28 protein-coding genes and 2 pseudogenes are annotated in these 25422 nt (G+C 72.9%); 18 read left to right on the top strand and 12 right to left on the bottom strand.

Going from position 1 to position 25422, the window contains the following annotated elements:
• The first annotated feature begins 84 nt into the window (after window positions 1-84).
• Window positions 85-1800: a coiled-coil domain-containing protein gene (locus FHG89_RS16800; protein ID WP_139585331.1), complete on the top strand. Its 1716-nt coding sequence runs from the start codon at window positions 85-87 to the stop codon at window positions 1798-1800.
• 138 nt (window positions 1801-1938) lie between these two features.
• Window positions 1939-3333, top strand: coding sequence for an FAD-dependent oxidoreductase (locus FHG89_RS16795; RefSeq protein WP_139585330.1), 1395 nt, complete (start codon window positions 1939-1941; stop codon window positions 3331-3333).
• Between the two features lie 12 nt (window positions 3334-3345).
• Here FHG89_RS16795 and FHG89_RS16790 read toward each other — a convergent pair whose 3' ends face one another.
• From FHG89_RS16790 to FHG89_RS16780, 3 genes are read right to left on the bottom strand one after another with little or no spacing between them, the layout of a single operon-like run.
• Entirely contained in the window at window positions 3346-4113 is a 768-nt protein-coding gene (locus FHG89_RS16790) for a nucleotidyltransferase domain-containing protein (protein WP_139585329.1), read from the bottom strand.
• 36 nt (window positions 4114-4149) lie between these two features.
• Window positions 4150-5490 carry a hypothetical protein gene (locus tag FHG89_RS16785; protein ID WP_139585328.1) on the bottom strand — a complete coding sequence of 447 codons (1341 nt, stop codon included), beginning with the start codon at window positions 5488-5490 and terminating at the stop codon, window positions 4150-4152.
• A 5-nt stretch (window positions 5491-5495) separates the two neighbouring features.
• On the bottom strand, window positions 5496-5960 hold the full coding sequence (locus FHG89_RS16780; RefSeq protein ID WP_139585327.1) for a cupredoxin domain-containing protein: 465 nt from the start codon (window positions 5958-5960) through the stop codon (window positions 5496-5498).
• A gap of 103 nt (window positions 5961-6063) precedes the next feature.
• On the opposite strand from FHG89_RS16780, the gene FHG89_RS16775 reads away from it, so the two are divergent.
• A complete protein-coding gene (locus tag FHG89_RS16775) occupies window positions 6064-6903 on the top strand; it encodes a copper resistance protein CopC (RefSeq protein WP_167517449.1) in 840 nt (279 codons plus the stop codon).
• A 265-nt stretch (window positions 6904-7168) separates the two neighbouring features.
• Window positions 7169-7678: pseudogene (locus tag FHG89_RS33810) on the top strand (PA14 domain-containing protein); the annotation flags it as partial.
• A gap of 370 nt (window positions 7679-8048) precedes the next feature.
• Here FHG89_RS33810 and FHG89_RS16765 read toward each other — a convergent pair.
• On the bottom strand, window positions 8049-8435 hold the full coding sequence (locus FHG89_RS16765) for a DUF2267 domain-containing protein (protein WP_139585325.1): 387 nt from the start codon (window positions 8433-8435) through the stop codon (window positions 8049-8051).
• 163 nt (window positions 8436-8598) lie between these two features.
• Here FHG89_RS16765 and FHG89_RS16760 point away from each other — a divergent pair, with 163 nt between their 5' ends.
• The 3 genes from FHG89_RS16760 (at window position 8599) to FHG89_RS16750 (ending at window position 9819) form a co-directional block, all read left to right on the top strand.
• On the top strand, window positions 8599-8931 hold the full coding sequence (locus FHG89_RS16760) for a nuclear transport factor 2 family protein (protein ID WP_139585324.1): 333 nt from the start codon (window positions 8599-8601) through the stop codon (window positions 8929-8931).
• Window positions 8932-9070: 139 nt separating this feature from the next.
• Window positions 9071-9400 (top strand): STAS domain-containing protein, encoded by a 330-nt coding sequence (locus FHG89_RS16755; RefSeq protein ID WP_139585323.1) that lies wholly within the window; start codon window positions 9071-9073, stop codon window positions 9398-9400.
• Window positions 9400-9819 carry an ATP-binding protein gene (locus FHG89_RS16750; protein ID WP_139585322.1) on the top strand — a complete coding sequence of 140 codons (420 nt, stop codon included), beginning with the start codon at window positions 9400-9402 and terminating at the stop codon, window positions 9817-9819. Before FHG89_RS16755 ends, FHG89_RS16750 begins: the two co-directional genes overlap by 1 nt.
• Before the next feature lie 18 nt (window positions 9820-9837).
• Here FHG89_RS16750 and FHG89_RS16745 read toward each other — a convergent pair whose 3' ends face one another.
• Window positions 9838-11361 (bottom strand): PP2C family protein-serine/threonine phosphatase, encoded by a 1524-nt coding sequence (locus FHG89_RS16745; protein WP_139585321.1) that lies wholly within the window; start codon window positions 11359-11361, stop codon window positions 9838-9840.
• Between the two features lie 154 nt (window positions 11362-11515).
• Between FHG89_RS16745 and FHG89_RS16740 the strand changes: the two genes are divergently transcribed.
• Entirely contained in the window at window positions 11516-11893 is a 378-nt protein-coding gene (locus FHG89_RS16740) for a nuclear transport factor 2 family protein (RefSeq protein ID WP_139585320.1), read from the top strand.
• A 6-nt stretch (window positions 11894-11899) separates the two neighbouring features.
• Here the strand turns inward: FHG89_RS16740 and FHG89_RS16735 are convergent, their stop codons facing one another.
• The 4 genes from FHG89_RS16735 to FHG89_RS16720 all read right to left on the bottom strand — a co-directional run bounded on the left by FHG89_RS16735 (window position 11900) and on the right by FHG89_RS16720 (window position 16144).
• Window positions 11900-12430 (bottom strand): SUKH-4 family immunity protein, encoded by a 531-nt coding sequence (locus FHG89_RS16735; RefSeq protein ID WP_139585319.1) that lies wholly within the window; start codon window positions 12428-12430, stop codon window positions 11900-11902.
• Between the two features lie 19 nt (window positions 12431-12449).
• Window positions 12450-12932, bottom strand: coding sequence for an MOSC domain-containing protein (locus tag FHG89_RS16730; RefSeq protein ID WP_139585318.1), 483 nt, complete (start codon window positions 12930-12932; stop codon window positions 12450-12452).
• 115 nt (window positions 12933-13047) lie between these two features.
• Window positions 13048-15150 (bottom strand): PQQ-dependent sugar dehydrogenase, encoded by a 2103-nt coding sequence (locus FHG89_RS16725; protein ID WP_139585317.1) that lies wholly within the window; start codon window positions 15148-15150, stop codon window positions 13048-13050.
• A gap of 37 nt (window positions 15151-15187) precedes the next feature.
• Window positions 15188-16144 carry a LamG-like jellyroll fold domain-containing protein gene (locus FHG89_RS16720; protein ID WP_208760999.1) on the bottom strand — a complete coding sequence of 319 codons (957 nt, stop codon included), beginning with the start codon at window positions 16142-16144 and terminating at the stop codon, window positions 15188-15190.
• 108 nt (window positions 16145-16252) lie between these two features.
• Between FHG89_RS16720 and FHG89_RS16715 the strand changes: the two genes are divergently transcribed.
• A complete protein-coding gene (locus FHG89_RS16715) occupies window positions 16253-17311 on the top strand; it encodes a LacI family DNA-binding transcriptional regulator (protein WP_244295543.1) in 1059 nt (352 codons plus the stop codon).
• Between the two features lie 47 nt (window positions 17312-17358).
• Here the strand turns inward: FHG89_RS16715 and FHG89_RS16710 are convergent, their stop codons facing one another.
• A complete protein-coding gene (locus tag FHG89_RS16710; protein WP_244295541.1) occupies window positions 17359-17856 on the bottom strand; it encodes an ATP-binding cassette domain-containing protein in 498 nt (165 codons plus the stop codon).
• A gap of 287 nt (window positions 17857-18143) precedes the next feature.
• Between FHG89_RS16710 and FHG89_RS16705 the strand changes: the two genes are divergently transcribed.
• From FHG89_RS16705 to FHG89_RS16680, 6 genes are all read left to right on the top strand, one after another.
• Window positions 18144-18548, top strand: a complete 405-nt coding sequence (locus FHG89_RS16705) for a hypothetical protein (RefSeq protein WP_139585315.1) — start codon at window positions 18144-18146, stop codon at window positions 18546-18548.
• A gap of 102 nt (window positions 18549-18650) precedes the next feature.
• On the top strand, window positions 18651-18866 hold the full coding sequence (locus FHG89_RS16700) for a hypothetical protein (protein WP_244295539.1): 216 nt from the start codon (window positions 18651-18653) through the stop codon (window positions 18864-18866).
• 185 nt (window positions 18867-19051) lie between these two features.
• Window positions 19052-19195 (top strand): hypothetical protein, encoded by a 144-nt coding sequence (locus FHG89_RS33805; RefSeq protein WP_244295538.1) that lies wholly within the window; start codon window positions 19052-19054, stop codon window positions 19193-19195.
• Between the two features lie 14 nt (window positions 19196-19209).
• Complete coding sequence (locus tag FHG89_RS16690; RefSeq protein ID WP_139585314.1) at window positions 19210-20616, top strand: selenium-binding family protein; 1407 nt, start codon at window positions 19210-19212, stop codon at window positions 20614-20616.
• Window positions 20613-21242 (top strand): hypothetical protein, encoded by a 630-nt coding sequence (locus FHG89_RS16685; RefSeq protein WP_139585313.1) that lies wholly within the window; start codon window positions 20613-20615, stop codon window positions 21240-21242. The genes FHG89_RS16690 and FHG89_RS16685 overlap by 4 nt, the downstream gene beginning before the upstream one ends.
• Before the next feature lie 42 nt (window positions 21243-21284).
• Entirely contained in the window at window positions 21285-22301 is a 1017-nt protein-coding gene (locus tag FHG89_RS16680) for a methyltransferase (RefSeq protein WP_139585312.1), read from the top strand.
• Window positions 22302-22379: 78 nt separating this feature from the next.
• Here the strand turns inward: FHG89_RS16680 and FHG89_RS16675 are convergent, their stop codons facing one another.
• Window positions 22380-23231: an alpha/beta fold hydrolase gene (locus FHG89_RS16675; RefSeq protein WP_139585311.1), complete on the bottom strand. Its 852-nt coding sequence runs from the start codon at window positions 23229-23231 to the stop codon at window positions 22380-22382.
• A gap of 178 nt (window positions 23232-23409) precedes the next feature.
• On the opposite strand from FHG89_RS16675, the gene FHG89_RS16670 reads away from it, so the two are divergent.
• The 3 genes from FHG89_RS16670 (at window position 23410) to FHG89_RS16660 (ending at window position 24927) form a co-directional block, all read left to right on the top strand.
• Window positions 23410-23721, top strand: a complete 312-nt coding sequence (locus FHG89_RS16670) for a hypothetical protein (protein WP_139585310.1) — start codon at window positions 23410-23412, stop codon at window positions 23719-23721.
• 11 nt (window positions 23722-23732) lie between these two features.
• Window positions 23733-23999: a hypothetical protein gene (locus FHG89_RS16665; RefSeq protein ID WP_244295536.1), complete on the top strand. Its 267-nt coding sequence runs from the start codon at window positions 23733-23735 to the stop codon at window positions 23997-23999.
• 61 nt (window positions 24000-24060) lie between these two features.
• Entirely contained in the window at window positions 24061-24927 is an 867-nt protein-coding gene (locus FHG89_RS16660) for a metallophosphoesterase family protein (protein WP_139585308.1), read from the top strand.
• On the opposite strand, the pseudogene FHG89_RS16655 reads toward FHG89_RS16660, so the two are convergent.
• Window positions 24917-25422 (bottom strand): annotated as a pseudogene (locus FHG89_RS16655) (helix-turn-helix domain-containing protein); the annotation flags it as partial. The gene FHG89_RS16660 and the pseudogene FHG89_RS16655 overlap by 11 nt on opposite strands.

Here is a 25422-nt window from a genome sequence, read left to right as displayed (position 1 = left end):
GCACGGGGGTGGGCGCGGCGGTAGCGTTGCGCCACACTCACGGACCGCCGGCCCCCTGGCGCCCGATCGTACGGAGGATGGTGCATGTCCATCGGCGCTGAGCCGCTCGCAGTACGCGACGATGCGGCCTCTCGGCCAAGCTTCGAGCTCGCCCTGCGCGGCTACGACAAACGCCAGGTGGACCGGCACCTGGAGCAGCTCGACGGCCAGCTCACCATGCTCAGCAAGGAACACGGGCGCTCGGCCGTGCGGGTCCGCGAACTGACCGCCGAGGTGCAGCGCCTGCGCGCCGAGCTGGCCGAGCTCCAGGAGCAGCCGGTGCAGGTGGACCGGGCCTCGTTCCAGGATCTGGGCCCGATGGTCGGCGAGATAATGGCTCTCGCCGAGAAGCAGGCCGCGATGATCATCGAAACGGCCACCGACCGGGCCAACGAGCTGCGCACCGAGGCGGAGCGGATCCTCGTCGACACCCGCGAACGCGCCGCCCAGGCACGCCAGGACCTCGCCGAGGAACTGGCGAACCGACGCGCCGAGCAGGAGCAGGCCCACGAGGAGCGGCGCAACCTGGCCGAGGCCGAGCTGACCGCGATCCGCGAGCACGCGGAGCAGCTGCGCGTCGACGGTGAGACCGCGCACGAGCGCGCCCAGCACGAGGCGAAGCGGATCACCGAGCAGAGCGCGCAGCAGCTCAACCAGACCCGGGTGGCCGCCGACGCGTTGATGAAGTCGGCCCGTACGCAGATCCAGCAGGAGCTCCAGGCGGCGCGGGCCAAGAACCAGCAGGAGATGGCGCAGTGGCAGGCCGGCGTGGAGCGGGAGGTCAACGAACGGCGGACCGCCGCCGAGCAGGAGGTCGCCGAGCAGCGGGCCGCCGCCGAGCAGGAGCTGGCCGAGCAGCGCAGCGCCACCGAGCAGCAGATCGCCGAGTTGCTGGCTGAGGCGCAGCAGCACGTGACCGAGCTGCGCAACCGGGCCGACGAGCAGGCCGCCAGCCACCAGGAGCAGCTCGCCACGTTGCAGCAGGAGATCGCGGAGCGTCGGCAGGAGGCCGCGGCGCTGAACGCCGAACTGGACACCGCCGGCCAGCAGCTCGCCGAGATCCGCGAGGAGGGCGAGACGCTGGAGAACGAGCTGTCCCGGATGCAGCAGCGGCTCAACGAGGTCCGCCGGGACCTCACCGCCGAGAGCGCCCGACTGGACGAGGCCCGGCGTGCCGGGGACTCCGCCGAGCGGCACGCCAAGGAGGTACGCGCCCGGGTGCAGCGGGAGGCCAAGCGGGTGGCCGACCTGGCCGCCGCCGCGGTGATGGCCGCGGCGGCCGGCGGTACGGAGACCGCCGAGTACCCGATGGTGGGCGCGCGTTCCAACGCCGACCGGGCCACCTCCGACCGGTCCGTGCCGGAGCGGCAGGGCGCCAACCTGATCAGCCTCGACCGCCCCGGCGTCGAGCAGCCCTCGGCCGACCAGGCTCGCGTCGAGCAGCCCACACCCGACCAGGCTCGCGCCGCGCAGCCGGTCGACGAGCACGAGCGCGCCGCGCAGCCGGTCGAGCACGAGCGCGCCGCGCAACCCGTGGTCGAGCAGGCACCCGTCGAGCAGGCGCCCGTCGAGCAGCCGGTCGAGGGGCAGGCCACCGCCGGGCGCGGCGGTTCGGGCGGCGCGGACGAGCCGGAGACCTCGGAACCGCCCGCCGACGCCCGGCCGAGCTACCCCCGGCACATCGGCGCGGACGTACCGACGCCGGTGCCGTTCCTGGCCTTCGGCCAGCCGGTCAGCGAGAACGGCACGGCGCGCCACTGACCGCCTGACGCGTCGACGGTCAGCGGGGCGGATTCCGGGCCGAACCGGCTCGACGGTTCCACGGAGCTGGCAGGCTGGGCGGGTCGTCGAGCGTCGGCGGCGACCCGCCGGCCGTCCGGCGACCGAGAGGAGCGCCCGGTGACCGACCGACCGGAGGAGTTCGACCTGCTCGTCGTGGGCGGCGGCAAGGCCGGCAAGACGTTGGGCATGGACATTGCCCGGTCCGGCGGGCGGGTGGCGATGGTCGAACGCGGCATGATCGGCGGCAGCTGCATCAACGTCGCGTGCATCCCGACCAAGGCGTTGGTGACAAGCGCTCGGGCTGCCCGTCTTCTACGCGACGCGTCCGCGCTCGGCCTGGCGGTCGAGGGCGGTCGGGTCGATGTGGACCTGCTGCGCGCGCACAAGCAGGACGTCGTCGAGGGGATGGTCGCCGCCAACCGGCAGCAGTTCCTCGACTCCGGCCTGCACCTGGTGATCGGTACGGCCCGGTTCGTCGGACCCCGGACGGTGCGCGTGTCGTTGCCCGACGGCGGCGAGCGGCTGCTGCGCGGCGCCGACGTGGTGGTCAACACGGGTACGCGTCCGCACCTGCCCTCGGTGCCCGGACTGGCCGAGGCCGGAGTGCTGACAAGCGAGAGCCTGTTGCGCCTGGACCGGCTGCCGGCCCGGCTGGTGGTGCTCGGCGGCGGGACCGTCGGGGTGGAGTTCGCGCAGATGTTCGCGTCGTTCGGCAGCAGGGTGACGGTGGTCGAGGGCGGCCCCCAGATCCTCAGCCGCGAGGATCCCGACGTGAGTGACGCACTGCTGCGGGTCTTCCTGCACGACGGCATCGACGTGCGCGTCGCCGTGTCGGTCGCCCGGGTGGACCGCGACGCCGACGGCACCGTCCGGGTGACCTTGGACGACGGCAGCGTGGTGAGCGGCGACGACCTGCTGGTGGCGGTCGGCCGGGAGCCGGTCACCGACGGACTCGACCTGGACGTCGCCGGCGTCCAGCTCGACGAGCGGGGCTTCGTGGTGGTCGACGAGTACCTGCGCACGACCGCCGAACGCACCTGGGCGGCCGGGGACGTCGCCGGCAGCCCCCAGTTCACCCACGCCTCGCTCGACGACTACCGGATCGTGCGGGCGAACCTCGCGGGCGAGCGTCGCAGCACCGCCGGGCGGTTGATTCCGTACACCGTCTTCACCACTCCGGAGCTGGCGCGGGTCGGTCTCACCGAGACCGAGGCACGCCGCGCCGGGTACGACATCCAGGTCGCGCGTCTGCCCGTCGCGGCGATCCCCCGGGCGCGGACCCTGCGCCAGACCGAGGGCATGTGGAAGGCGGTCATCGACGCCGGCACCGACCGGATCCTGGGCGCGGCGCTGCTCGGCGCCGAGGCCGGGGAGGTGATCACCTCGGTGCAGTTGGCCATGCTCGCCGGGATGCCGTGGACCGCTCTGCGGGACGCCGTCATCACCCATCCGACCATGACCGAGGGCCTCAACCTGCTCTTCGCCTCGCTCCAGGCCCGCCCGGTGCGGTGACGTGGGGCGGTCTCAACCGGCGATCTCGTCACGGACCCGCCGCTGGAAGGCCCGTGCCTGACCTCCGGTCGGCGGCGGCCCGCCGTGCCGCGCGGCGACCGCCGGACGGACCACCTCGGGCGCGTCGCCGGCGTCGACGAGTCGCTGTCCCGCCGCCACCTTCGCGAGCCAGACGCCGTCGCGGTGGCGCACCAGCGATCGGCAGGCGCCGAGCACGGCGTCCTCGGCGCCCGGCGCGGGCCGGTCGTCCGGCGGGGTCGGCAGCGCGAGCCACCAGGACAGCGCCTCGATGAGAAGTCGGCGCAGGTCCGCCGGGGCCGGGTCGGCGAAGGCCTCCCCCGCCGGTGGGCCGAGCAGCGGCAGCCCGCTCTGGTGCAGGATGCTGCGGTCCAGTCCGTACCAGAAGCGGCCGTCGGCGGCGGGCCGGTCGGCGGGGTCGAGCGTGCACCGGAACGGCATGGTCGCGCCGGTGTTCAGTTCGACCTCGAAGCCGGGCTCCGGGGTGCCCGAGGCGGCCACCGCGCGGCGGTAGACGACCAGTTCCAGCCCGCGCGCCGGGCAGGGCAGCGCCTCGTGCCGCAGCCGCGCCACCAGCGCACGCTTGGCGACCCGGGTCAGTGGGCCGGCGCTGACCAGCGCCACGTCGACATCGCTGCGCCCCGCCTGGTACGCGCCGAGCCCCACCGAGCCGGCCGCGTACGCGCCGACCAGGTCGGCCCCGAGCACGCCCCGGGCGGCGGTGACCAGGTCGTCGAGGTACCGCTGAAGATCGGAGTCCACGAGCCATCCTGACGCACGGGTCGGAACCGGGTCGGATCACCCCGCGTAGAGCAGCAGAAGTCCGGCGACGGTGTAGGCGACCATCAGCGCCAGCAGCGGCAGCTGGCCGGCGACCGCCCGGGCCCGAGGGAAGAGGTACAGGGCACGATCGTGGGCGAGCAGGGTGCCGAGCAGGTGCCCGAGGATGATGACGGTGATCTGGAGGGTCGCCACCCCGGAGGGTGTGACCAGCCCGGTGTGCGGCTGCCAGCCGGCGGTGCCGAGCCAGTTCGCGCCGGTGCCGAGGGGGTCGGACAGCAGCGCGACGGTGCGCTGACCCTCCAGGATCAGCAGCGAGTAGTAGTGCGCCACGACGTATCCCACCGCGATCGGCACGATGGAGTGGGCGATCTCGCCGGGCACGCCCCGGGCCTCGGCGGGTCCGGTGCGGCCGATGCGGGCCGCGGCCCCGGTGGCGGCGAGGTACGCGACGGCGACCGCGACGATGACCAGGACCAGCCCGGCGCTGCCGGTGACCGCCGGCGGCAGCCCGTTCTCCTGGCTGAAGCGCAGCCAGCCGGGCGCGTTGGAGAGGCTGTCGTACATGGTGGAGCCGAGCAGCACGACCACCACGGCGACCAGCCCGGGACGGGGTCGCAGCCCGGCGATGCCGTCGAGGGGATTTCGCCACACCAGTACGCCGTCGTCGGCGCGGCCGATCGGGGCGAGCTGACCGATCAGCGTGCTGTACGTCTCGAACGCGTCGGCCCGGTCGAACCAGCCGGCGCCGAACAGCGCGGCCCCGACCAGCATGACCGTCGCGTACCCGGCCAGCCAGACCGTGATGACCGGCAGGGTGGCCCGGTCGGGCGCGACCAGCTCCAGCCAGACGAACCCGAACAGGGTGCCGGCGGCCGGCCAGATCCCGACGCCGGCCGGCAGTTCCCGGATGCCGCGCCGCGGATCGCGTCGTACGGCGAGCGCGGCGAGCAGGTGCAGGGTCCGCAGCGGGTTGACGGCCCGCCAGACCGGGCCGAGCAGCAGCGACACGGGCGCCAGCCCGACCCAGAGCAGCACGTAGAGCGCCCCGGCCGTCGGGTTGTCGGCGGAGTCCGGCCCGGCCAGCAGGCACAGGCAGAACCAGGCGGCGGCGAGCAGGCCGAGGCCGCGCAGCACCCACCGGAAGGCTGGCGCGTCGCCGAGGCCGGCCAGCCACCGGGGCACTGGGCGGCCACCTGTCGCGTCCCGGTCCAGTCGCGGCTCGCGCCAGAGCAGACCCAGCGCGAGGAACGTGACGACGAGGGTCAGCGCGGCGGCGGCGACGAGTTGCGGCAGGGTGATCGGCAGGTCCTGCCGGCCGCCGACGCCGTGCGCCAGCAGCGTGGGAGCGGTGGTCATCCCGCTCAGCGGACGACGAGCTGGAACAGCACCAGCTCGGTCTCGTGCGTCTCCACCTCGAACAGCCCGGTCTTGTCGGCGCGGAACTCGACCGATCCGGGGGTGCCGGCCGGCAGTCGGGCGCCCAGGTCGTACCCGTGCACGTGCAGCTCGTCGGGTACGTCGGAGGTGACGGTGATCCGGACCAGTTCGCCCTTACCCACGGTGACCCGGCCGGTCGGCGGGTCGATCCGCCGCTTGGCGATCCGCACGGTGATCTCCCGGTCCACGGCCGGGGTGCTGGCGGTCGCGGCAGGTGTCGGGCTCGCCGCCGCGGTGGTGGCGCTCGGCGTCGCGGCGGCCGCCGTGGGCGTCGAGGAGGTGGCCACGGAGGGGTCGTCGTCCTGCCCGCAACCGGCGGCGAGCAGGGCGGCCAGCAGGCCGGCGGCGAGGGCGGCGCGGGTGCGGGCGGCGGGGGTGCGGACGTGCACGGGCGGACTCCGAACGACGCGAGGGGGACGGGGGTCGAACTGATCGTCGGGGATGAGAACTCTACGTCTTGTTCGGCGACGGGGAAATGACCATGATGAACGAATGCGATCGAGGCTGGTCACTGTGTGTGAGGTCCTGGGTCGGGTCGCGGCGGCGGTGGCCGCGACGGCGGTGGCCGCGACGGCGGTGGTGTCGTTGGCACTGCCGGCCGCTCCGGCGTCCGCGCACGGCCAGTTGGCGACGTCCACCCCGCTGACCGGCACCGTGGTACGCGAGCCGCTGACCCGGTTGGCGTTGTACTTCACCGAGAAGCCGGCCCCGAACGCGCATTTCACCATCACCGGGCCGAACGGCTCGCGTGTGGACAATGGCTGGTCGTTCGGTGAGCCGAAGCGGCTGGACAAGCCGGTCACGGAGTACTTCACGGTCAACGGGGTGTTCGAGCCCCGGCTGTACCACACCGGCTTCCCCGCCATGGTGACCGTGGCGCACTGGCCGGCGAAGGGCCGCTACACCGCCAGCTACCTCTCCGTCGCCTCGGACGGCGAGGCCGTGCGGGGTGATGTCACGTTCGACTACCAGGGCCCTGGCACGGCCGCGCCGGCCGGTTGGACGGCGCCCACGAACGGGCCGGAACCGGCCCTGCTGGCGCTGGCCGAGGGCGACCACCCGGCCACGACCGCCGCGTCGGCCACGACCGCCGCGCCGGTGGCCGGGCCGACCGCTTCCCCGGCGGAGGGTGGGCTGCCGCCCTGGCTGCTACCCGCCGCCGTGGTGCTGGTCGTCGGTGCGATCGTCGTGGTGGCGGCCCGGCGCGAACCCGCGCCCGGTCGGTCGACCGGCGCCGCTCGCCGGCCGGCTGGCACCACCCGCCAGTCCGGCGGCGCCGCAGGTCGAAAGGCCGGCACGAGCCGTAGGCCGGCTCGCCGCGGTCGGCGCTAGAGCCGCCTGACAGCGCCCGACACACCTGACGGTTCGGCGCGTCCGCCCCCGACTTTCGTACGAACATGTGGAACTTTTGATGTATCGACGCGAAGCCATGGACAGTGCAATCGAAACCCCTTAATGTCTCGACCCATCAACCCGGTGTTTCCGGTTCGTCACTCGTCGGCGTCGAGGACGTTTCGGAGCCGGGCCGGCGGCCACCGCCTCACACCACTGCTTCGTACGCCGGCCGTCGGACACTCCGATCCCTCCTGGAGGAACGATGGGCACACGGCTGCTACGCCGACTCCGCAGTCCCCTCCTGGGTGCGCTGGCACTCGTCCTCGCCGGCGGCCTCTGGGCCGCCCCGGCCAGCGCCGCCCCCGAGCAGGAACCCGGCGTCACGCTGCGCGTCTTCGACGTGCAGGTGCCGCTCTCCGAGATCTGCACGCTCAAGCCCGCGCAGACCCCGAACGTGGACAGGCTGATGTCCACGATCAACTGGACGTCGACGGCCGACTTCGGCTTCGACACCTACTTCGTCTCGCAGGTGCTCGGCAACATCACCATCACCCAGGCCGGCAGCTACACGTTCCGGCTCAGCAGCGACGACGGGTCCAAGCTGTCGATCGACAACAGCGTGGTGATCAACCACGACGGCCTGCACGGCGCGACCCCACCCAAGGAGGGCACCGTCACCCTCGCAGCCGGTCTGCACCCGCTGCGCATCGACCACTTCGAGCGCGACGGTGGGCAGCAGATCACCCTGGAGTGGCGGACGCCCGGCTCGTCGTCCTTCGTGGTCGTACCGAGCTCGGTGCTGAGCACCGACGCGGGAGTGGTCCGGGTGACCGCGCCGGGTCGTAAGGAGTGCGAGGGGGTCACCGACTCCCCCGGCGACGGCCTGCCGCTGACCGGGGTGCACCCCGGCTACACGCTCACCAACCTGCGGCCCAGCGGCTTCCAGCCGAAGGTCACCGGCATGGACTGGCTGCCCGACGGCCGGCTGGTCATCTCGACCTGGGGCGGCAGCGACCAGTCCGGCACCTCCCAGGACGGCGAGGTGTGGATCCTCGGCAACACCGGCGGGGCGACGAGAGCCGACGGCGGGGTCCGGCCGTCGACCGGCCGGACCCCGCCCACGGCGGTCGACTCGACGCCCGTCAGGGGCCGTGCGGCAGCGGCTGGGCCAACGCCCGCAGGTCCGCCGGGAGTTGGGACAGCGCGTCCTCGAACTCCCGGTGCCCCACCACCCGGTGCATGGTCTGGAGCACGGCCCGGGTGCCGCGTTCGGCGGCGGCGCGGTCCGTGCCAGCGCGGTCGGCCACCCGGCGCAGGAACTCGTCGAACCCGAACGCCTCCGGATCCTCGGTGGCCTTGACCAGCAGTGGGCTCAGTTCGGCGGCCAGGTGGGGCGCGAGCGCGGCGGCCTCTCCGCCGCTGAGCCGCTCGGTGAGGGTCCGCAGGACCGCCTCGGTCAGCGGGCGCGCCTGCTGCGGCGACACACCCGCCCGTGCGGCAACCTTGTCGACGAACGTCAGCTCGGCCATGCCCCCGCCTCTCGTTCCGGAGACGCGTGGCTACCCGGGTCCACCAGCGGCAAACCCGGCGCGTTCTGTTCGTTGCCCCGCGCGGCTCCGACCCGGTCTCGTACGGTGGGGTGGACGGGGAACGGCGGCCGCCCGACAGTGGCCCGCGGCGCAGGAGGAGCAGATGGCGGTCGACCTGCCCGAGGTGCTCGACCGGTACTTCCGAGCCGTCGACGACGGCGACCTGGACGCCTTCGTGGCGTGCTTCGCCGACACGGCGAGCGTGGCCGACGAGGACCGGCTGTACGAGGGGCGGGCCTCGATCCGCGCGTGGCGGCAGAAGTCGATGGACGCGTACTCGTACACGGCCGAGCCGTTGCGGGTGGAGCCGCAGGCGGGCGACTCGTACCAGGTCCTCGTCCGGGTGAGCGGCACCTTTCCCGGCAGCCCGGTGGAGCTGCGGTACCGGTTCACGCTGCGCGACGGCCTGATCGGCGCGCTGGACATCCGCCCGTAGAGGTCGACGACGCCCGGCCGACGGGGACAGGGACGGACCGTTGTTGATCACCGCCGAACGGAGGACACGGTCGATCGGGTGACAGGTGGCATGATGTGCCGACAACGGCCGTCGCTACCAGGAAGGGTGTTGCTGCCCGATGCCCCACTTCGAGGCCCGGACGTCCAGCGCGCCCGGCCGGATCGTGGTCACCCTGATCGGCGAGTGTGACCTGGCCGCCCGGGACGAGCTGACCGCCGTGCTGACCTCGGCGGTGCGCGGCGCGCCGGTCGTGGTGGTCGACGTGGGCGGGCTGCGGTTCCTGGACTCCACCGGCCTGCACACCCTGGTGACCGCCTACCGGTCCGCGCGCACGGACGGCCGGCGGCTCTACGTGGTCAACGCCGACGGGGCGGTCGCCAGCGTGCTGGACATCACCGGCGTGGGCCATCTGCTGAGCCCGCCCGCCGACGAGCAGTTGGCCGGCTGATGCCGGCCGACCGGCGGGAGATCGTGACCGAGCAGGCCACGTCCGCCCCTGTCGCGGACACCATGGCGTACCAGGTGGCGACGGATCTGCGGGCGCTGCGCGCGTTCGTCTGCGCCGGCGCCTCGGCCCGGGGTCTGGCAGCGCACCGAATGGAGCTGCTGGCACTGGCCGTGAGCGAGCTGGCGACCAACACGTTGCAGCACACGACCGGCGGCGGCCGGGTCCGGCTCTGGACAGAGGCGGGCCACCTGGTCTGCGACGTCATCGACCAGGGACCGACGCGCACGCTCGGTCGGGCCATGCCGGCCGCCGAGGCGGTACGGGGGCGCGGGCTCGCCATCGTGGAGCAGGTCTGCGACGAGGTGGCGATGTTCAGCGCGCCGGAGGGCACCGTCGTACGGATCCGCTTGGAGCTGTGACCCGGCTGGGTGATCCGGTCAGGGCAGCACGCGCACGGCCAGCGTGCAGGTGTCGTCGTCCGGGTTGGGCTGGTGCAGCAGCTCCCGCAGCCGACCGAGGGGCTCCCCCGGCCCGGCGGTGAACGCGGACAGCGTCACAGCCACCTGCTCCAGCGGGGCGTCGGCGGGCACCCGTCGTTCCACCAGCCCGTCGGTGTAGAACAGCACCAGGTCACCGGGGCGCAGGCGTGCCGCGCACACCCCGTACGCGGAGGTGGCGCTGGCGCCCAGCAGCAGACCCGGCGGAAGGTCGAGCGGGCCGGTTTCGCCGGCGCGGGACAGCAGCGGCGCCAGGTGCCCGGCGCGTGCCCAACACAGCTCCCGGGTCGCCGGGTCGTAGACGGCGACGACCGCCGTCGCGGTGATCGCGAGCTGCCCGCACAGGCGGTTGAGGTGGCCGACCAGCTCCGCCGGGTCGTGGATGCCGATCGACAGCCAGGCCACCAGGGCGAAGCGCAGGTGCGCCATCCCGCTGGCCGCGTCGAGCCCGTGACCGGCGACGTCGCCGACGGCGAGCACGACCCTGCCGTCCGGCAACGTCTGGGCGTGGTACCAGTCCCCGCCCACGCGGGCCGCGCTCTCCGCCGGCAGGTAGGTGACCATCGCCTCCAGGCCGGCCAGCCCGAACACGTCGCGGGGCACCGGCTGGATCAGGTTCTGCAACTGTCCGGCCAGCCGGTGCTCGGCCAGCGCGGTGGTCTCCCGGGTCCGGAGCTGGTCGCTGAGCTGCTCGATGGCGGTCCGCGAATCCACCCGCGCGGTCACGTCCTGCAGCACGGCGTAGATCTTCAACGGTGCGCCGGCCGCGTCGCGCGAGGCGTCGGAGAGGATCCGCAGGTACTTCACCGAACTCGGCGCCTGGAACCGGACCGTGACATCGGAGGACGCCCCGCTGTCCAGCGTCTGCCAGGCCACCTCGCCCACCATCTGGTCGTCGGGGAGCATGGCCGCCGCCTGCTCGGCCCGGGACAGCGGACCGAGCGCCGGGTCCCGCTCGAAGATCCGGTACATCCCGGGTGACCACTCGCTGACCCCGCTGGCCAGGTCGTACTCGGCCCAGCCGAGGCTGCCCAACAGCTCGGTACGCGCCAACCGCCGCTGGTCCTCGTCCAGCCGGCGCCAGCCGACCAGCAGGCCACCGAGCACCCGGTCCACCCGCACGTCGAACAGCGACTCGGCGACGACGCCCGCGCGTTGCTCCGCGTACCGGAACTCGGCCAGACGGCCGGGCGATCCGGTGGTGAGCACCTCCTGGTACAGCTGCCAGAGTGGGCCGTCGACCATGTTCGGGTACAGCTCGCTGAGCAGAAGGCCCACCCGGCCGACCCCGCGGCCGTAGATGTCCTGCCCGCTGGTGGCCTCGACCCGGAAGTCGGTGGTGACCCCGCCGTCGCGCACCGGACGCAGCCAGCTGCACCCGGCCGGGACGACCGCGAGGATCTCCCGGACGACATCCTCGACGCGGGGCGCCGGTTCGGCGGCCCGCGTGCCTCGGTCAGTCACGTCAGCAGCCTAGTCAGCGGCCGACCACGCGCCCAACGCCCGGCGCGACGCACCCGGACGCCGATCGGCACGTGGGCGCGCCATCCTGCTGCCACAATGCGGACAGCCCGGTCGGACGACGGCCCCGGGTGGACCCCGATCGGGAGGACGGCCCATGCCGGACAGTGAACGCGAGGCGGAGTTGCTCGATGCCGAGCGCACCCTTCAGGCCGCCCAACGGGCCGGTGACGTCGCCGCCCTCGACCAGTTGCTCGTCGATGAGTTGATCGCCATCGGCCCGGACGGCCGCTCGTACCGCAAGGAGGACGACCTGACCGCGCACCGGGACCGCACCTCGGTGATCGAGGAGCTGGTGGAGGAGGAGTTGGACCTGCTCGTGGTCGGCTCGACCGGAGTGACGTTCTTCCTGGGCCGGGTGGCCGGCGTGTTCGACGGGGTGCCGATGTCGGCACGCCTGCGCTACACCCGGACGTGGGTCCACGACGACCCGCACGGCTGGCGGGTCCTCGCCGCGCACATCAGTCCGGTCTGATCCCCGTCACGGGCTCTCGTCCTCCTCGTCGTCGAGCAGGCCCTGCTCGTCGAGGAACGCGAACCACAGGTCGTCTGACGGGGTCAGCTCGGCGTAGCCCGGGCCGAGCACGTAATAGTCCACGAAGGAGCCCAGGTCGGGGGCCAGTTCCTCGAACGTGTCCGACATGAACCACTCGGTGCCGGTCGGCGGGAAGTACCAGACGGCGCCGGTGCCGCGGTCCATGAGGATCGGGTCGTCGCCGCAGGTGCCGATCACCAACCAACCCGCCCGGTCCTCGGGGATGGTCGAGAAGTCCGGCGCGTGGTCGAGGTGGTACTGGATGCCGGCGAGGGTCGACGTGGACGCCAGCTCGACCAGGCCGGCGCGCAGGCCGTCGGCCACCAGCAGCAGGTCCCGCAGGTCGGTCGGGAGGCCCGCCGGCACGGCGTCGATCGCGGCGCCCTCGCCGAAGTGGGCGTACTCCAGGCTCGCCGGCTCGTCCTCGACCAGGTCGGCCCGCAACTCCCCGATGAGCTGACGCAGCTCGGGTGTCATTCCACCACCTCCGTCGGCGTCACCCGCGCACCGGCCCGACGGTGATGTCGACCGGCCCGACGCGCAGGGTGCCGTCGTCCAGGGGCGTGCACCTGATGCCGCCGGTGGTGCGCAGCGCCTTCCACGCCCCCGGGCCGACGGTGACGTCCATCCAGGCGCACGGCCGGGCGGCCCGGTTGACCCGCAGGCTGACCGGGCCGTCTCCGGAGTCGAGCACCAGCACCCTGCCGATCAGCTCATCCACCGCGATGCCGCTGGTCAGGATGTTGCGGCGGACCTCCGCGAGGCCGACACCGGCCGGCAGGGACTCCTGGGCGATGACTGTCACGCTCGCGTCGCGGTGCGCCGGCTGACCGAAGTAGCGGTCGCCGACGATGCCGAGGCCGGACCGGATGCGGACCACGTCGACCAGTTCGCCGGGCGGGGCCGGCGCCGGGCCGTCGGCGGGCCGGCCCAGGAAGCGGTGCACGGGCGAGGCCAGTAACTCGACGATCTCCGGCATGGCAGGGATTCTACGAACCGGACTGGGTTTTCCGGGGCCGGTCGGCGGACACCGGCGCCGGGCGTGCCCGGTGGGGACGGCCGTGCGGGCACGCCGATCCCACCGGGCACGACGCTCAGGCCGGCGCGCCGGTGACGGTGAGGCCCCGCAGGCGGCCCACGTTGTCGAACGAGCCGAAGCCCACCCGCCCGGATCCGAAGGTGGTGTCCTTCGCGGTCAGCAGCGGATCGCGGTGCCCGTCGACGTACACCGCGATCTCGCCGGTGGCCGGCAGGTGCACCACCCGGACGCGGTGCCAGTCGGCGTCGGTGATCGCCGGGTTCGCGCCGCGCGAGCGGCCGTTCCACTGGTGGTCGATGCGCTCCCGATCGGCGTTGTCGACCTTGAAGATGCCGTTGTGCGGGTAGATCGTGTTGTCGGTGGAGAGGTGGGCGTAGTAGAACTCCGTGTCCGAGCGCCAGCCGAAGACGATGATGACGTCCCGGTTGGTGACCCCAACCGGCGTGTCGAGTCGTACCCGGGCGTCGATCTGGACGGACGACCAGGTCGGGCCGGCGGTCAGCACGGCGTACTCGAAGGGCCGGCGCGGTCCCGGCCGGCTCTCTCCGGCCTCGGCGAGGATGACCTGGTCGCGGGTGAACCGCCACTTCGCCGGCGTCACCGGCGCCCAGTTCGCGGCGCCGGCGGTACGGCGCAGGGTGGTGTGCCCGACGTCGCCGCTGGCGAACTCCCTCGTCCCGGTGACCTTCCAGATCTTCCCGTTGGCCTTGGCGACGACGTAGAGCTCACCGGCGGTGTCGGTGCCGAAGCGCAGGTCCACCCGGTTGGGGTCGCCGGGAGCGCCGGGACCGGAGAGGTCCCGCATCCGCACCGGGGCGCCGGCCGCGTCGAAGAGCGCGAGCTGGTGGATCGGGGCCAGCCCACGGCCACGGCGCATCTCGTTCGCCTCGGTGTAGAGCACCCGGCCGTCGACCAGGTCACCGAAGACGTACCTGCCGCGCAGCGCGGGCAGCGCCCGCCCCCGGTAGACGAACCCGCCGGCCACCGCGACACCCACGTCCGCGGTGCAGTTCCAGTCCGCGGCGGGGTCGTGGTCGTACGCGGCGACGGGGTACGTGTAGCCGTACCTGTCGTCGTCGGCGGGCAGTGGGTAGAGCCGGTCGCAGGGATCGGTGGCCGCCCTGTCGAACACGAACGAGCCCTCGCGCTCGCTCCAGCCGAAGTTGTCGCCCGCGCGGACCTCGTAGATCGCCTCGACGGCGTGCTCACCGATGTGCCCGAGGTACATCCGGCCGGTGGCCCGGTCCCAGCTGAACCGGTGCGGGTCGCGGAAGCCCACGGCGTAGATCTCGCCGAGGGTGCCGGCGCGTCCGACGAACGGGTTGGTGGCGGGGATGCCGTACCGCCCGTTGGCGGAGGTGGTGCCGCGCGGGTCGATCCGCAGCAGCTTGCCGTGCGGCAGGGCCAGGTTCTGCGGATCGGTGTTGCGCGCGCCCAGGCCGCCGTCGCCGACCGCGAGGTACAGCAGGCCGTAGTCGCGGTCGTGGCGCTTCGCCGTCGGGTTGAAGTTGATCTCCTGGATGCCGTGCACCTGGCCGCCGAAGCCGATGCGCAGCACCTCCCGGCGGGTGCCGTCGAACGTGTCGGCGGACGGGTCGCTGGCCGTCCACTCGGTGATGACCCCGTGGTAGACGGTGCCGGGCTGGGCGTAGTCCGGTGCGGTGGTCGTCGCCGACGCCAGCTCGGTGTGGATGGTGTAGAAGCGGCCGTTGGCGCCGAACTCCGGGTGGAAGGCGACGTACCCGAAGCCCTGGCCGAGGCCACGGCCGGAGAAGAACCGCGGCGCGAACGTCGCCGCCACGTCCAGGTAGACGTGCGGCACACCGTCCTCGACCAGGTAGAGGTGGCCGTTGAGGTCGGGCACCGCCCGCCGGCCGGAGCCGTCGGGCAGCTCCATGATGGTGTTGATCCGGGCGGTGCGCATGAGCCGCTGATCGGTCGGCGCCGGCGTGGGGTACGACTGCGGGAAGCTGGCGTACTCGCTCAGGACCAGGCCGAGTCGGGACTGGGTCGGCATCTCGGGGATCGGGTCGTACACCGCGTCGGCGGCGCGGGCGGGGGTGGCGACCAGGGTGGACAGGACCAGCACGAGGGCGGTGAGGCCCGCCCTCAGGACGGGGCGGCGGATTCCGCCGGTGCGGCGGTACAGGGTGCGCACGCGTGTCTCCTTCTCGGTGGGACGGTGCCGAGGGTGGTCAGCGGGCCAGGTGGCGGTACTGCCTCCGCACGTCGGTCGCGGAGACCACGCTGTCGAGGAACATCAGCCCGTCCATGCGGCAGTCGCACGGGTTGCGCTCCAGCGTGTTCTGGGGAAAGCTCCCGCCGATCTTGATGCCCCGGGGGTCCGAGGCGGTGGTCACGTGCGGGCCGGGGCCGGACACGAGCCACGGGTCGTCGGTACGGGTGTAGAAGCCGTCCACCGGTTCCCCGTTGCGGTACAGGGCGAGGGCGCCGGTGCCGAAGTCGAAGGTGGCGGCCAGGTGCACCCACTCCCCCGCCGGCAGCAGCTCGCGCCAGTCCCGGGTCGCGGCGAAGGTCTGGGAGTTTCCGCCGTCGAGGCGTCGGCCGAGCGCGACGAGGCGCAGCTCCCCGTCGACGTCGATCAGCTCCAGCAGGGCGCGGACGCCGTGGCCGTCGGAGTCGCCGGTCAGCACCCCGGCCAGGCCGATCGCGTTGTACCTGTCGTCCGGGTCGGCGGTGGTGGAGTTGGGCAGCGGGCTGTCCATGTTCAGCTTGAACCAGCCCATCACTGTGGTGCCCCCGGTGCCGGCGAAGGCGCGCAGCGTCCGCACTCCGCTGGCCGACCAGGTGCCGGCCTTCCAGTCGTCGTTGCCGGCGACCGCGGGATCGACCTGCCGGGTCTGCACCGCGTTGCGGCTTCCCGGGTAGGCGCGGTCGGGCATCCGCATGGCGGCGCCACCGTTGACCAGCTCGATCTCGGTGCCGGAGCGGCCCTGGTCGCGTTCCAGCGCGGGGTCGCCGGGCACCGGGTGGTCGAAGTCGTACGCGGCGACCAGGTGCGCGCGCAGGGCCGGGTGGACGTCGTGGGAGATGCTCCGGTCCGCCTGCGCGGGCGGCGCTCCGGCGCTGGTCAGCACGCCGATCGCCAGCAGGGAGACGGTGGCGACGGCGGCTCGTCTGGCCCTGGACATCGCGTTCACCTCGTTTCGCGGCACGGCGGTGCCGGCTACGTAAGCGCTTACGTAAGCGCTTACGTACCCTAGGCTTCGATGAACGTCACTGGCAATAGACCGGGTGACATGGATGTTTTCGGGGAGTTGCGGATGTCCAGGGCCAACCAGCGACCGCGCCTCGTGGACGTCGCCGAACACGCCGCCGTGTCGTTGGCGACCGCCTCGCGCGCCCTCGCCGGCCGCGACGGCGTCAGCGCCGAGGTGGCCGACCGGATCCGGCGGATCGCCCGCGAGCTGGGCTACGTCGCCAACCCGTACGCCCGCACCCTGGCCGGGGGCGCCCGCTCCACGGTCGGCCTGATCGTCCACCAGGTCGACGACCCCTACTTCTCCGAGATCTCCGCCGGCGTCATCCACCTCGCCGCAGAACAGGGACTGCTGGTGCAGATCTGCCAGTCCGGCCGGGACCCCGCCTACGAGCTGCAACAGCTGCGCCACCTCATCGCCCAACGGGTCGGCATCATCCTGATCAGCGGCTCCGGCTACGACGACCCCCGGGTGGAGGCCGAGGCCCGCGCCGAGCTTGCGGCGTTCCAGGAGCACGGCGGCCGGGTCGCCGCCATCGGACGGCACGCGCTCGGCGTCGACGCCGTCCTACCGGACAACGAGGCCGGCGGCTTCGCGCTCGCCGAACACCTGATGGATCTCGGCCACCGACGGATCGCCGTCGCCGCGGGCAGCGCCGGCCTCACCACGGTCGCCGACCGGCTCGCCGGCGTGTCGTCGGCCGTGCGGCTGCGCGGGGCGTACGGCGCCGACCTGGCCGTCGTGCACAGCGACTTCACCCGGGGCGGCGGGCGCGCGGCCACCGAGCAGATCCTCAACGAGCACCCGGAGACCACCGCGATCGTCGCGCTCAACGACGCCATGGCGATCGGCGTGCTGTCGACGCTGCGGTCCCGCCGCGTGGCGGTGCCGGCGCGGATGTCGGTCGTCGGCTTCGACGACGTCTCCGTGGCGGCCGACCTCGCCCCCAGCCTCACCACCATCCGCCTGCCGATGACCGAGATGGGCCGCACGGCGCTCGCCCTCGCCCTCAAGCCCCGCTCGGCGCGGCCCCGCCGCCGCCGGACCGGGCACCTGCTGGTCGTCCGCGACTCGACCGGGCCCGCGCCGACGACCTGACCGGCAGCGGCAATGCCGCCCGCGACCTGAAGGGACCGGGTCGGGGCTCAGACCGCCAGGGCCGCGCGGACCTCGCGTTCCGCCGTGACGCCGCCGTCGCCGCACGAGGTGACCCGACCGGACTCCAGCACGTGGTAGCGACCGGCCACCCGCAACGCGAAACCCAGGTGCTGCTCGACGAGCAGCACGCTGAAGCCGGCTTGCCGGGTCAGCTCGACGATCCGCTCCTGGATCTCGGCGACCACGGACGGCTGGATGCCCTCGGTCGGCTCGTCGAGCATCAGCAGCCGCGGCCGGGTGATCAGCGCGCGGGCGATGGCCAACTGCTGGCGCTGACCGCCGGAGAGCAGCCCGGCCCGACGCCGCAGCAGCGGGCGCAGCGCCGGAAACAGATCCAGCGCCTCCGCCGTGGCCACCGCGCCGTCGCGCCGGCCGTCGGCGACCAGCCGCAGGTTCTCCGCGGCGGTCAGGTGCGGGAAGCACTGCTGCCCCTGCGGGACGTACGCCATCCCGCGCGCCACCCGCTCGTGCGGCCCGAGGAACACGGGGCTCTCCCGGTGGGTCGGCGTGCCCGGCTCGCCGTCGGCTCCACACCGAACCGCCGGGCGGCAACGCCCGGAGACGAGCTGGGATTCACACGAACGCCGGGGCACCGCCGACGGGGCGACCCGGGACTCCACCATCCCGGCCCGCACGACGGGCATTCGGCGGTGTCGGGTCGGATGCGGACCGCACCGCCCACCGCTAGAGCCGACCGTAGAGGATCGTCACCGGCCGGGGCAACAGACCAGCACCCATTCCGGTTCGCGGGAACGCGAGGCATGATCGCCGGATGACGGCGACGAGGGGTACGCGGGCACTGCTCGGTGTTCTGTTTCTGGCGGCGGCCACGGTCGGGGTGTGGCTGCTCTGGCTGAGCTGGGACACCGGGTACACGGTCGACGCGCAGACCGGCGCGACCAGCGGCCCGTACGCGACGTGGCAGGTGGTCGGCTGCGTGCTGACGCTCGTGCTGCTGGCCGCGCTCGCCGGTACCCGGCTCAGCCCGTGGCTGGTGGCGCCGGTGATGACGGTGGCCTTCACGGCGGCCTGGTCGTGGCGGGCCGCGTCGACAGATGACAGCGGGTTGTGGCCGGTCGGGGCGGGTCTGGTGCTGATCGGGATGGCGGCCGGCAGCACGGCGGTGAGCCTCGTCGCGCGGCGGGTCGGCCGGAGGTTGGCCCGCCGACCCGGCTGAGTCGCGGCGTCCGGCCCGGTCAGCGGGCCGCGGCGGGCTCCCGCGTCGGCACTCCGGCGAAGGGATGTCGACCTGCCCCGCGGACCCCGGCTGGCCGTCGGGGTGCCGCCACAGTCCACGGTCGCGCAGGATCGGCAGCACACCCTCGCCGAACCAGTACGCGGCTCTCTGATGATGGAGGCGCGGGAGTTCAGCCAGACCGACGGGGTGGTGCTCGGCCTGCTCGTCTACGCGCTGCTCGGACTGATATCCGACCTTGCGTTGCGCGTCGCGGAGAGGAGGATGTTGACATGGCGTCGCGGACTGCGGGCCACCTGAACGGGACCGCGCCGGTGCTCACCGTCCACGCGGTGCGCGGGCGTTCGGGCTGCGGATTCTCGCCGGGCTGGACGGCGAGGCCAGCGGGACGAGCGTCGTGCACGGCACCGCCGCCGTGGTCTTCCAGAAACACCGGCTGCTGCCCTGGAAACGGGTGGCGGACAACGTCGGGCTGGGGCTGTCCGGTGCGGACGCCGCCGGGCGGATCCGACTGCCGCATCGCCGCGGACCTGCCCGTCGACCTCGCCCCCACCCGTACGCCGGACGACCCGGCCTTCGGCGCGCTGCGCCGCCACCTGCTCGACCGGCTCGGCGTTCCCACCACCTGACGAGCGGAGACGCGATGACCCGCTGGACCCCCGACCCCACCTTCTACCCGTCCCCCCGCGAGGCCGCGACGGCACCGGCGGAGAAGCTCGCCTACGTGGCGGCCTTCGACCGCACCGCCAGCCGCCCGGACGCCATCGTGGTGTTGGACACCGACCCCGACTCCCCCGACTACGGCCGCGTCGTCGGCTGGACCGACCTGCCGTACGTCGGTGACGAGGTGCACCACTTCGGCTGGAACGCGTGCAGCAGCGCGCTCTGCCCGACCGCCCCGCACCCGCACGTCGAGCGGCGCTACCTGATCGTGCCCGGTCTGCGGTCGTCGCGGATCCACGTGCTCGACACGCAGCCCGACCCGCGCCAGCCGCAGGTCGTCAAGGTGATCGGCCCGGAGGAGCTGGCGAAGCGGGCCGGCTACTCCCGGCCGCACACCGTGCACTGCGGCCCGGACGGCATCTACCTCTCCGCTCTCGGCGGCGCCGACGGCGCGGAGGGGCCCGGAGGCATCGCGATCCTCGACCACACCACCTTCGAGGTCCGCGGGGCGTGGGAGGCCGACCGGGGTCCGCAGTTCCTGGCGTACGACCTGTGGTGGCATCTCACCCAGGACGTGCTGGTCACCAGCGAGTGGGGCACCCCGTCGATGATCGAGGACGGCATCATCGGCGAGCTGCTGCTGGGCCGGCGCTACGGCCACGCCATCCACTTCTGGGACCTCGCGAAACGCCGCCACGTCCAGCGGGTCGACCTGGGCGACCAGTATCAGATGCCGCTGGAGCTGCGTCCGGCACACGACCCGTCGAAGTCGTACGGCTTCGTCGGGGTGGTGATCAGTGTCGAGGACCTGTCCGCCTCGGTCTGGCTGTGGCACCGCGACGGCGACGCCTGGGCGGTCACCAAGGTGATCGACATCCCGGCCGAGCCGGCCGACCCGGCGGACCTGCCCGACCTGCTCAAGCCGTTCGGCGCGGTGCCGCCACTGGTGACCGACATCGACCTGTCGGTGGACGACCGGTTCCTCTACGTCTCCTGCTGGGGCACCGGAGAGCTGCGCCAGTACGACGTCAGCGACCCGCTGCACCCGGTGCAGACCGGCTCGGTGCGCCTCGGTGGGATCGTCCGCCGCACGGCGCACCCGTCCGCGCCCGACGAGGCGTTGGCTGGTGGCCCGCAGATGGTCGAGGTGAGCCGGGACGGGCGGCGGGTCTACGTCAGCAACTCGCTCTACGGCTCGTGGGACGACCAGTTCTACCCCGACGGGGTGGGCGCCTGGCTGGCCAAGCTCGACGTGGACGTCGACGCCGGCGGGCTCACCCCCGATGAGCGGTTCTTCCCGCACGGGGAGGAGTTCCGGGGTCTGCGGGTGCACCAGACCCGGTTGCAGGGCGGGGACGCTTCCTCCGACTCGTACTGCTTCCCGTGACCCTCGGGACCCTGGCGACGCTCGCGGCGCTCGGCGCGTTCCACGGCCTGAACCCGGCGATGGGTTGGTTGTTCGCGGTGGCCCGGGGCCTGCAGGAGCGCAGCCAGGCGGCGCTGCTGCGCGCCCTGCCGCCGATCGCGGCGGGGCATCTCGCCTCGGTGGCGATCGTCGCCGCCCTGGTCACCGCGACCAGATCGGTGACGGCCAGCACCGCCCTGGCGGTGGTCGGCGGCGTGCTGCTGGTCGGCTTCGGGTTGTGGCGGCTGCTCTCCGAGCGGCACTTCCGCTGGGCCGGGATGCGGCTGTCCGCGGCGCAGCTCGCCGGCTGGTCGTTCCTCATGTCGTCGGCGCACGGCGCGGGGCTGATGCTGCTGCCGGTGCTGGTCGCCGAGCCGGTGCCCGGGGGGCACTCCGGGCACCTGGCCGCCGCGCCGGTCGGTGCGCTGCCCGGGTTGGCGGCGGCGGGCGTGCACACCGTGGCGATGCTCGGCACCGCCCTGGTCGTGGCGGTGCTGGTCTACCAGGTGCTCGGGGTCGGGGTGCTGCGTCGGGCGTGGTTCAACGTCGATCGGCTCTGGGCCGGGGTGCTGGTGGCCGCCGGGCTGGTCACGCTGCTGCGCGCGTGACCGCCCATCGTGGACGGAGCAGAATCGTGATCTGATGTCCGCATGATCACTCCCACTCCCCTCATGCGCCTGGTGGCCGGTGTGTGGGGGTTCAAGACCCTCGCGGTCGGCGTCGAGCTCGGCCTGTTCACCCGATTGGCCGGCGGGCGGACGATGACCGTCGAGCAGGCCGCCGCGGAGTTCGGGCTGCCGGACCGGCCGGCGGACCTGTTGCTGGCCGCCAGCGCCTCGCTGGGGCTGCTGGAGAAGTCCGGCGACGGCTACCGCAACACCGAGCTGGCCGAGCAGTTCCTGGTCGAGGGCCGCCCGTACTACTTCGGCGCGCAGGTCCGCTACTCGGACCTACGCACCTACCTGCCCTGGCACCGCATCGGCGAGGCGCTGCGCACGGACCGGCCGTTGACCTGGGACCCGGAGGCCCAACAGTCGATGTTCGACACCGCCGATCCGGAGATGCTGGCGCAGTTCTGGGACGCGATGTTCTCCACGTCCAGCTTCACCGCCAGCGCGTTGGCCGACGCGTACGACTTCTCCGCGCACCGCCGGCTGCTCGACGTGGGCGGCGGGGCGGGCGCGTTCCCGATCGAGTTCTGCCGCCGCCTGCCCGAGCTGCGGGCGACCGTCCTGGACCTGCCGCACGTGTGCGTACGAGCGCGGGAGCGGATCGCCGAGGCCGGCCTGACCGGTCGGATCGACGCGGCGCCCGGGGACTTCCTCGCCGATCCGGCGCTGCCGGACGGGCACGACGTCATCCTGCTCAGCATGATCCTGCACGACTGGGACGAGCCGACGAACCGGGCGCTGCTGGCCCGCTGCCACGCGGCTCTGCCGGCCGGCGGGGCGATCGTGGTCTGCGAGCTGCTGCTCAACGACGAGCGCACCGGGCCACCGGAGGCGGCCCTGATGGGGATGAACATGCTTGTCGAGACCGAGGGCGGCCGGAACTACTCGGGCGCCGAGTACGCCGCCTGGCTGACCGACGCCGGCTTCGTCGACGTGCGTACCGTGCCGTTCGACGCTCCCGGCGCCAACGGCGCGGTCGTGGCCCGCCGGCCCTGAACGCCGACGGCACCCGACCCCGGGTCGGGTGCCGCAGCGTCATCGTGACGCTGGCGTCCGATCGGCTACCGGTACGGGTCAGGCGCTGGCCTTGGCGGGCTGCTTCATGAAGTCCATGATCGCCTTGTTGACCTCGTCGGCGTGCGTCCACGGGATGCCGTGCGGCGCGCCCTTGAGCGTGACGAGCGTGCCGGTCGGCATCATCGGGCCGAGCCGCTGGCCGGTCACCGGGTAGGGCAGCACCCGGTCCTGGTCACCCTGCACGATCAACACTGGAATATCGATCTTCGGCAGGTCCTGTCGGAAGTCCTCCTGCCAGGCGTCCACACTGTCGTGAGTGGCCTTGCCGGAGGCCATCGCGCCGATCTGCCAGTGCGCCCGGTACGCCTCCTCGCTGACCCGCTTGCCCATGTTCTGATCAGGGTTGAAGAACGCGTCGCAGAAGGACGTCAGGTAGGCGAACCGGTCCTTGATGATGGCATCCTGGAAACCCTTGAAGAGGTTCCGGTCGACGCCCTCCGGGTTGTCGTCGGCCTTGGCCAACATCGGCTGCAGCGGGCTGAGCAGCACGGCCCGGCTGACCCGCTGGGAGCCGTAGTTGCCCAGGTAGCGGACGACCTCGCCGGTGCCCATCGAGTGACCGATCAGGGTGGCGTCGTTGAGGTCCAGCTCGGTCATCAGCACGTCGAGGTCCGCGGCGAACGTGTTGTAGTCGTACCCGAACGCCGGCTGCGCCGAGTTGCCGTTACCGCGCCGATCGTAGGTGATCGTCCGGTATCCGGCCTTCTGCAGCGCGCTGGTTTCCTTCTCCCACGTTGCCCCGTTGAACGGGAAGCCGTGGATGAGCACCACGGGCTGACCGGATCCGTGATCCTCGTAGTACAGGTCGATGGGTGCGGAGTTTTCCGTACCCACGGTGATGAAAGGCATGTTCGTCTCCTGCTCCGGTTCTGGCTCTCGGACGTCAGCGCTTTCCCGCCGGGTCGGCGGATATGCGGGCCACCGAAGGCACCTCCGGAGCCGACTCGCACGCCCACCTTCCATCGACATTTATCGACAGCATCGATATGATCGCCGGTAGGAAAGTTTCGGCGCACGGGAGGTGGGCATGCTTCGAAGAAGTCTCGCAGCGCTGGCCGTCGGAGCGACCGTGGCCGCCCTGGGCGCCACGCCGGCCCAGGCCGACCCGGTGGTGCCACGACACGCCATCGTGGTCTGCCAGAGCGCCAGCTTCTACGCCAACTACGACTCGGCCGGCGGGCCCACCGGCCTCAAGCGCACCCTGGCCTACGGCAACAAGATCGGCCACACGCCGGGGGCGCACCCGGTCTACAACGGGTGGGCGGCGTCGTTCGACTTCGGCCCCAACGACTGGGGCTACCTGCGCGCCGAGTGCATCGGCGGGTACGACTCATGGTGAGGACCCGGGTGATGGCTGGCGTGCTAACCGGGATCGTCGCCGCCACCATCGCCGCGCCGGCCCCCGCGCAGGCCGCCAACGGCACGATCGGCCAGCGGGAGACGGTGTGCGCGAGCGATCTGTTCGTCCGCACCCAGCCCAACGGCGCCTGGATGGGCACCCTCTACCAGGGTCAGACATTCCTGGTCGAGGGTCCCCGCAGCGGCGGCTACGTCTACGGCTTCGCCTACGGGTACATCAACCGGCGCGGCTGGGTGCAGGACGGCTGGTTCTGTTGACCGTGCCCGCCGGCGGGACGGAGGTGTGCCGATCGCGCGGCGACCGCCTACCCTCGGGTTCGTGAGCCTTCCGCCCCGGCTACGGGCCGTCAGCGACCTGCACGTCGGCCATCCGGAGAACCGGGCGTTCGTCCAGGAACTCCGCCCGGGCCACGACGACGACTGGCTGCTGGTGCCCGGCGACGTGGGCGAGCGGTACGCCGACATCGAATGGGCGCTGGCACTGCTGAGCAGCCGGTTCGCGAAGGTCGTCTGGGCACCCGGCAACCACGAACTGTGGACACCCCCGGGCGACCCGGTGGGACTGCGCGGTGAGGCCCGCTACCGCGAACTGGTGGCGCTGTGCCGGCGGTTGGGCGTGGTCACTCCGGAGGATCCCTATCCGGTGTGGGACGGCGTCGGCGGTCCGGCCACGATCGCCCCGCTCTTCGTGCTGTACGACTACACGTTCCGGGTGCCCGAGGCGCGTACCCGGCAGGAGTCGCTGGAGCTGGCGTACGAGGCCGGGGTGGTGTGCACCGACGAGGCGCTGCTGCACCCCGACCCGTACCCGAGCCGCGAGGCGTGGTGTGCCGCCCGGGTCACCCAGACCGAACGGCGGCTGGCCGAGCGTGACCCGGAGCTGCCGACGGTGCTGGTGAACCACTATCCGCTGGTACGCGAGCCGACCGACGTGCTGCGGTACCCGCTGTTCGCGCAGTGGTGCGGCACCGTGCGCACCCACGACTGGCACCTGCGGTTCGGGGCGGCCACAGTGGTCTACGGGCACCTGCACATCCCCCGCACCACGTTCCACGACGGTGTGCGCTTCGAGGAGGTCTCCCTCGGCTACCCCCGCGAGTGGCAACGCCGAGGGACGGTGCCCGACCCGGTCCGCACCATCAACCCGGCCGAGGACCTGCGCCGGCGCTCGTCCGTCAGCGGGTAAGGCCGACCAGCGTCGCCAGTCGCGCCACGCCGGCCGACGCCGGCTGCGCCCGGGCGACAACGGCGATGAGGGTACGCGCCAACGGCCGCCACCGAACCTCAGCCGGCGCGACACTGTCCGCGTCGACCACCGCCCGCGCCGCCCCGCGCAGGTCACCCGCGTGCAGGTACGCCCGCGCGGCGTCGAGCAGGTAGGCGCCCCGATGCTCCGCCGGCAGCCGCCGCCACGCCTCCCGCCGAACGATCGTCGAGTGCCTGATTAGTGCGGCGTCGGCGTCACCTCGTTGCGCGGCCAGCAGCACGCGCGCCATCTCCACGGCGACCGGTCCGAAGCTGGTGCGGTGCTGGTCGTCGTACCCCCTCAGGCTGGCGGCGACGCCCGCGGCCCGGTCGGTCAGCTCGTCGGCGCGCCGGTGCTCGCCGCAGCCGGCGGCGGCCAGGGCGGCCTGGAGCAGCAGCGTTCCAGCCACGGCCCACCCCCGGTGCTGTCTCTTAT

Source organism: Micromonospora orduensis (assembly GCF_006228125.1).
In the GTDB taxonomy this organism is placed as follows: Bacteria; Actinomycetota; Actinomycetes; order Mycobacteriales; family Micromonosporaceae; genus Micromonospora; species Micromonospora orduensis.
The sequence above is the reverse complement of the archived record's forward strand: the minus strand, read 5'-3'. Positions and strand labels throughout refer to the sequence as shown.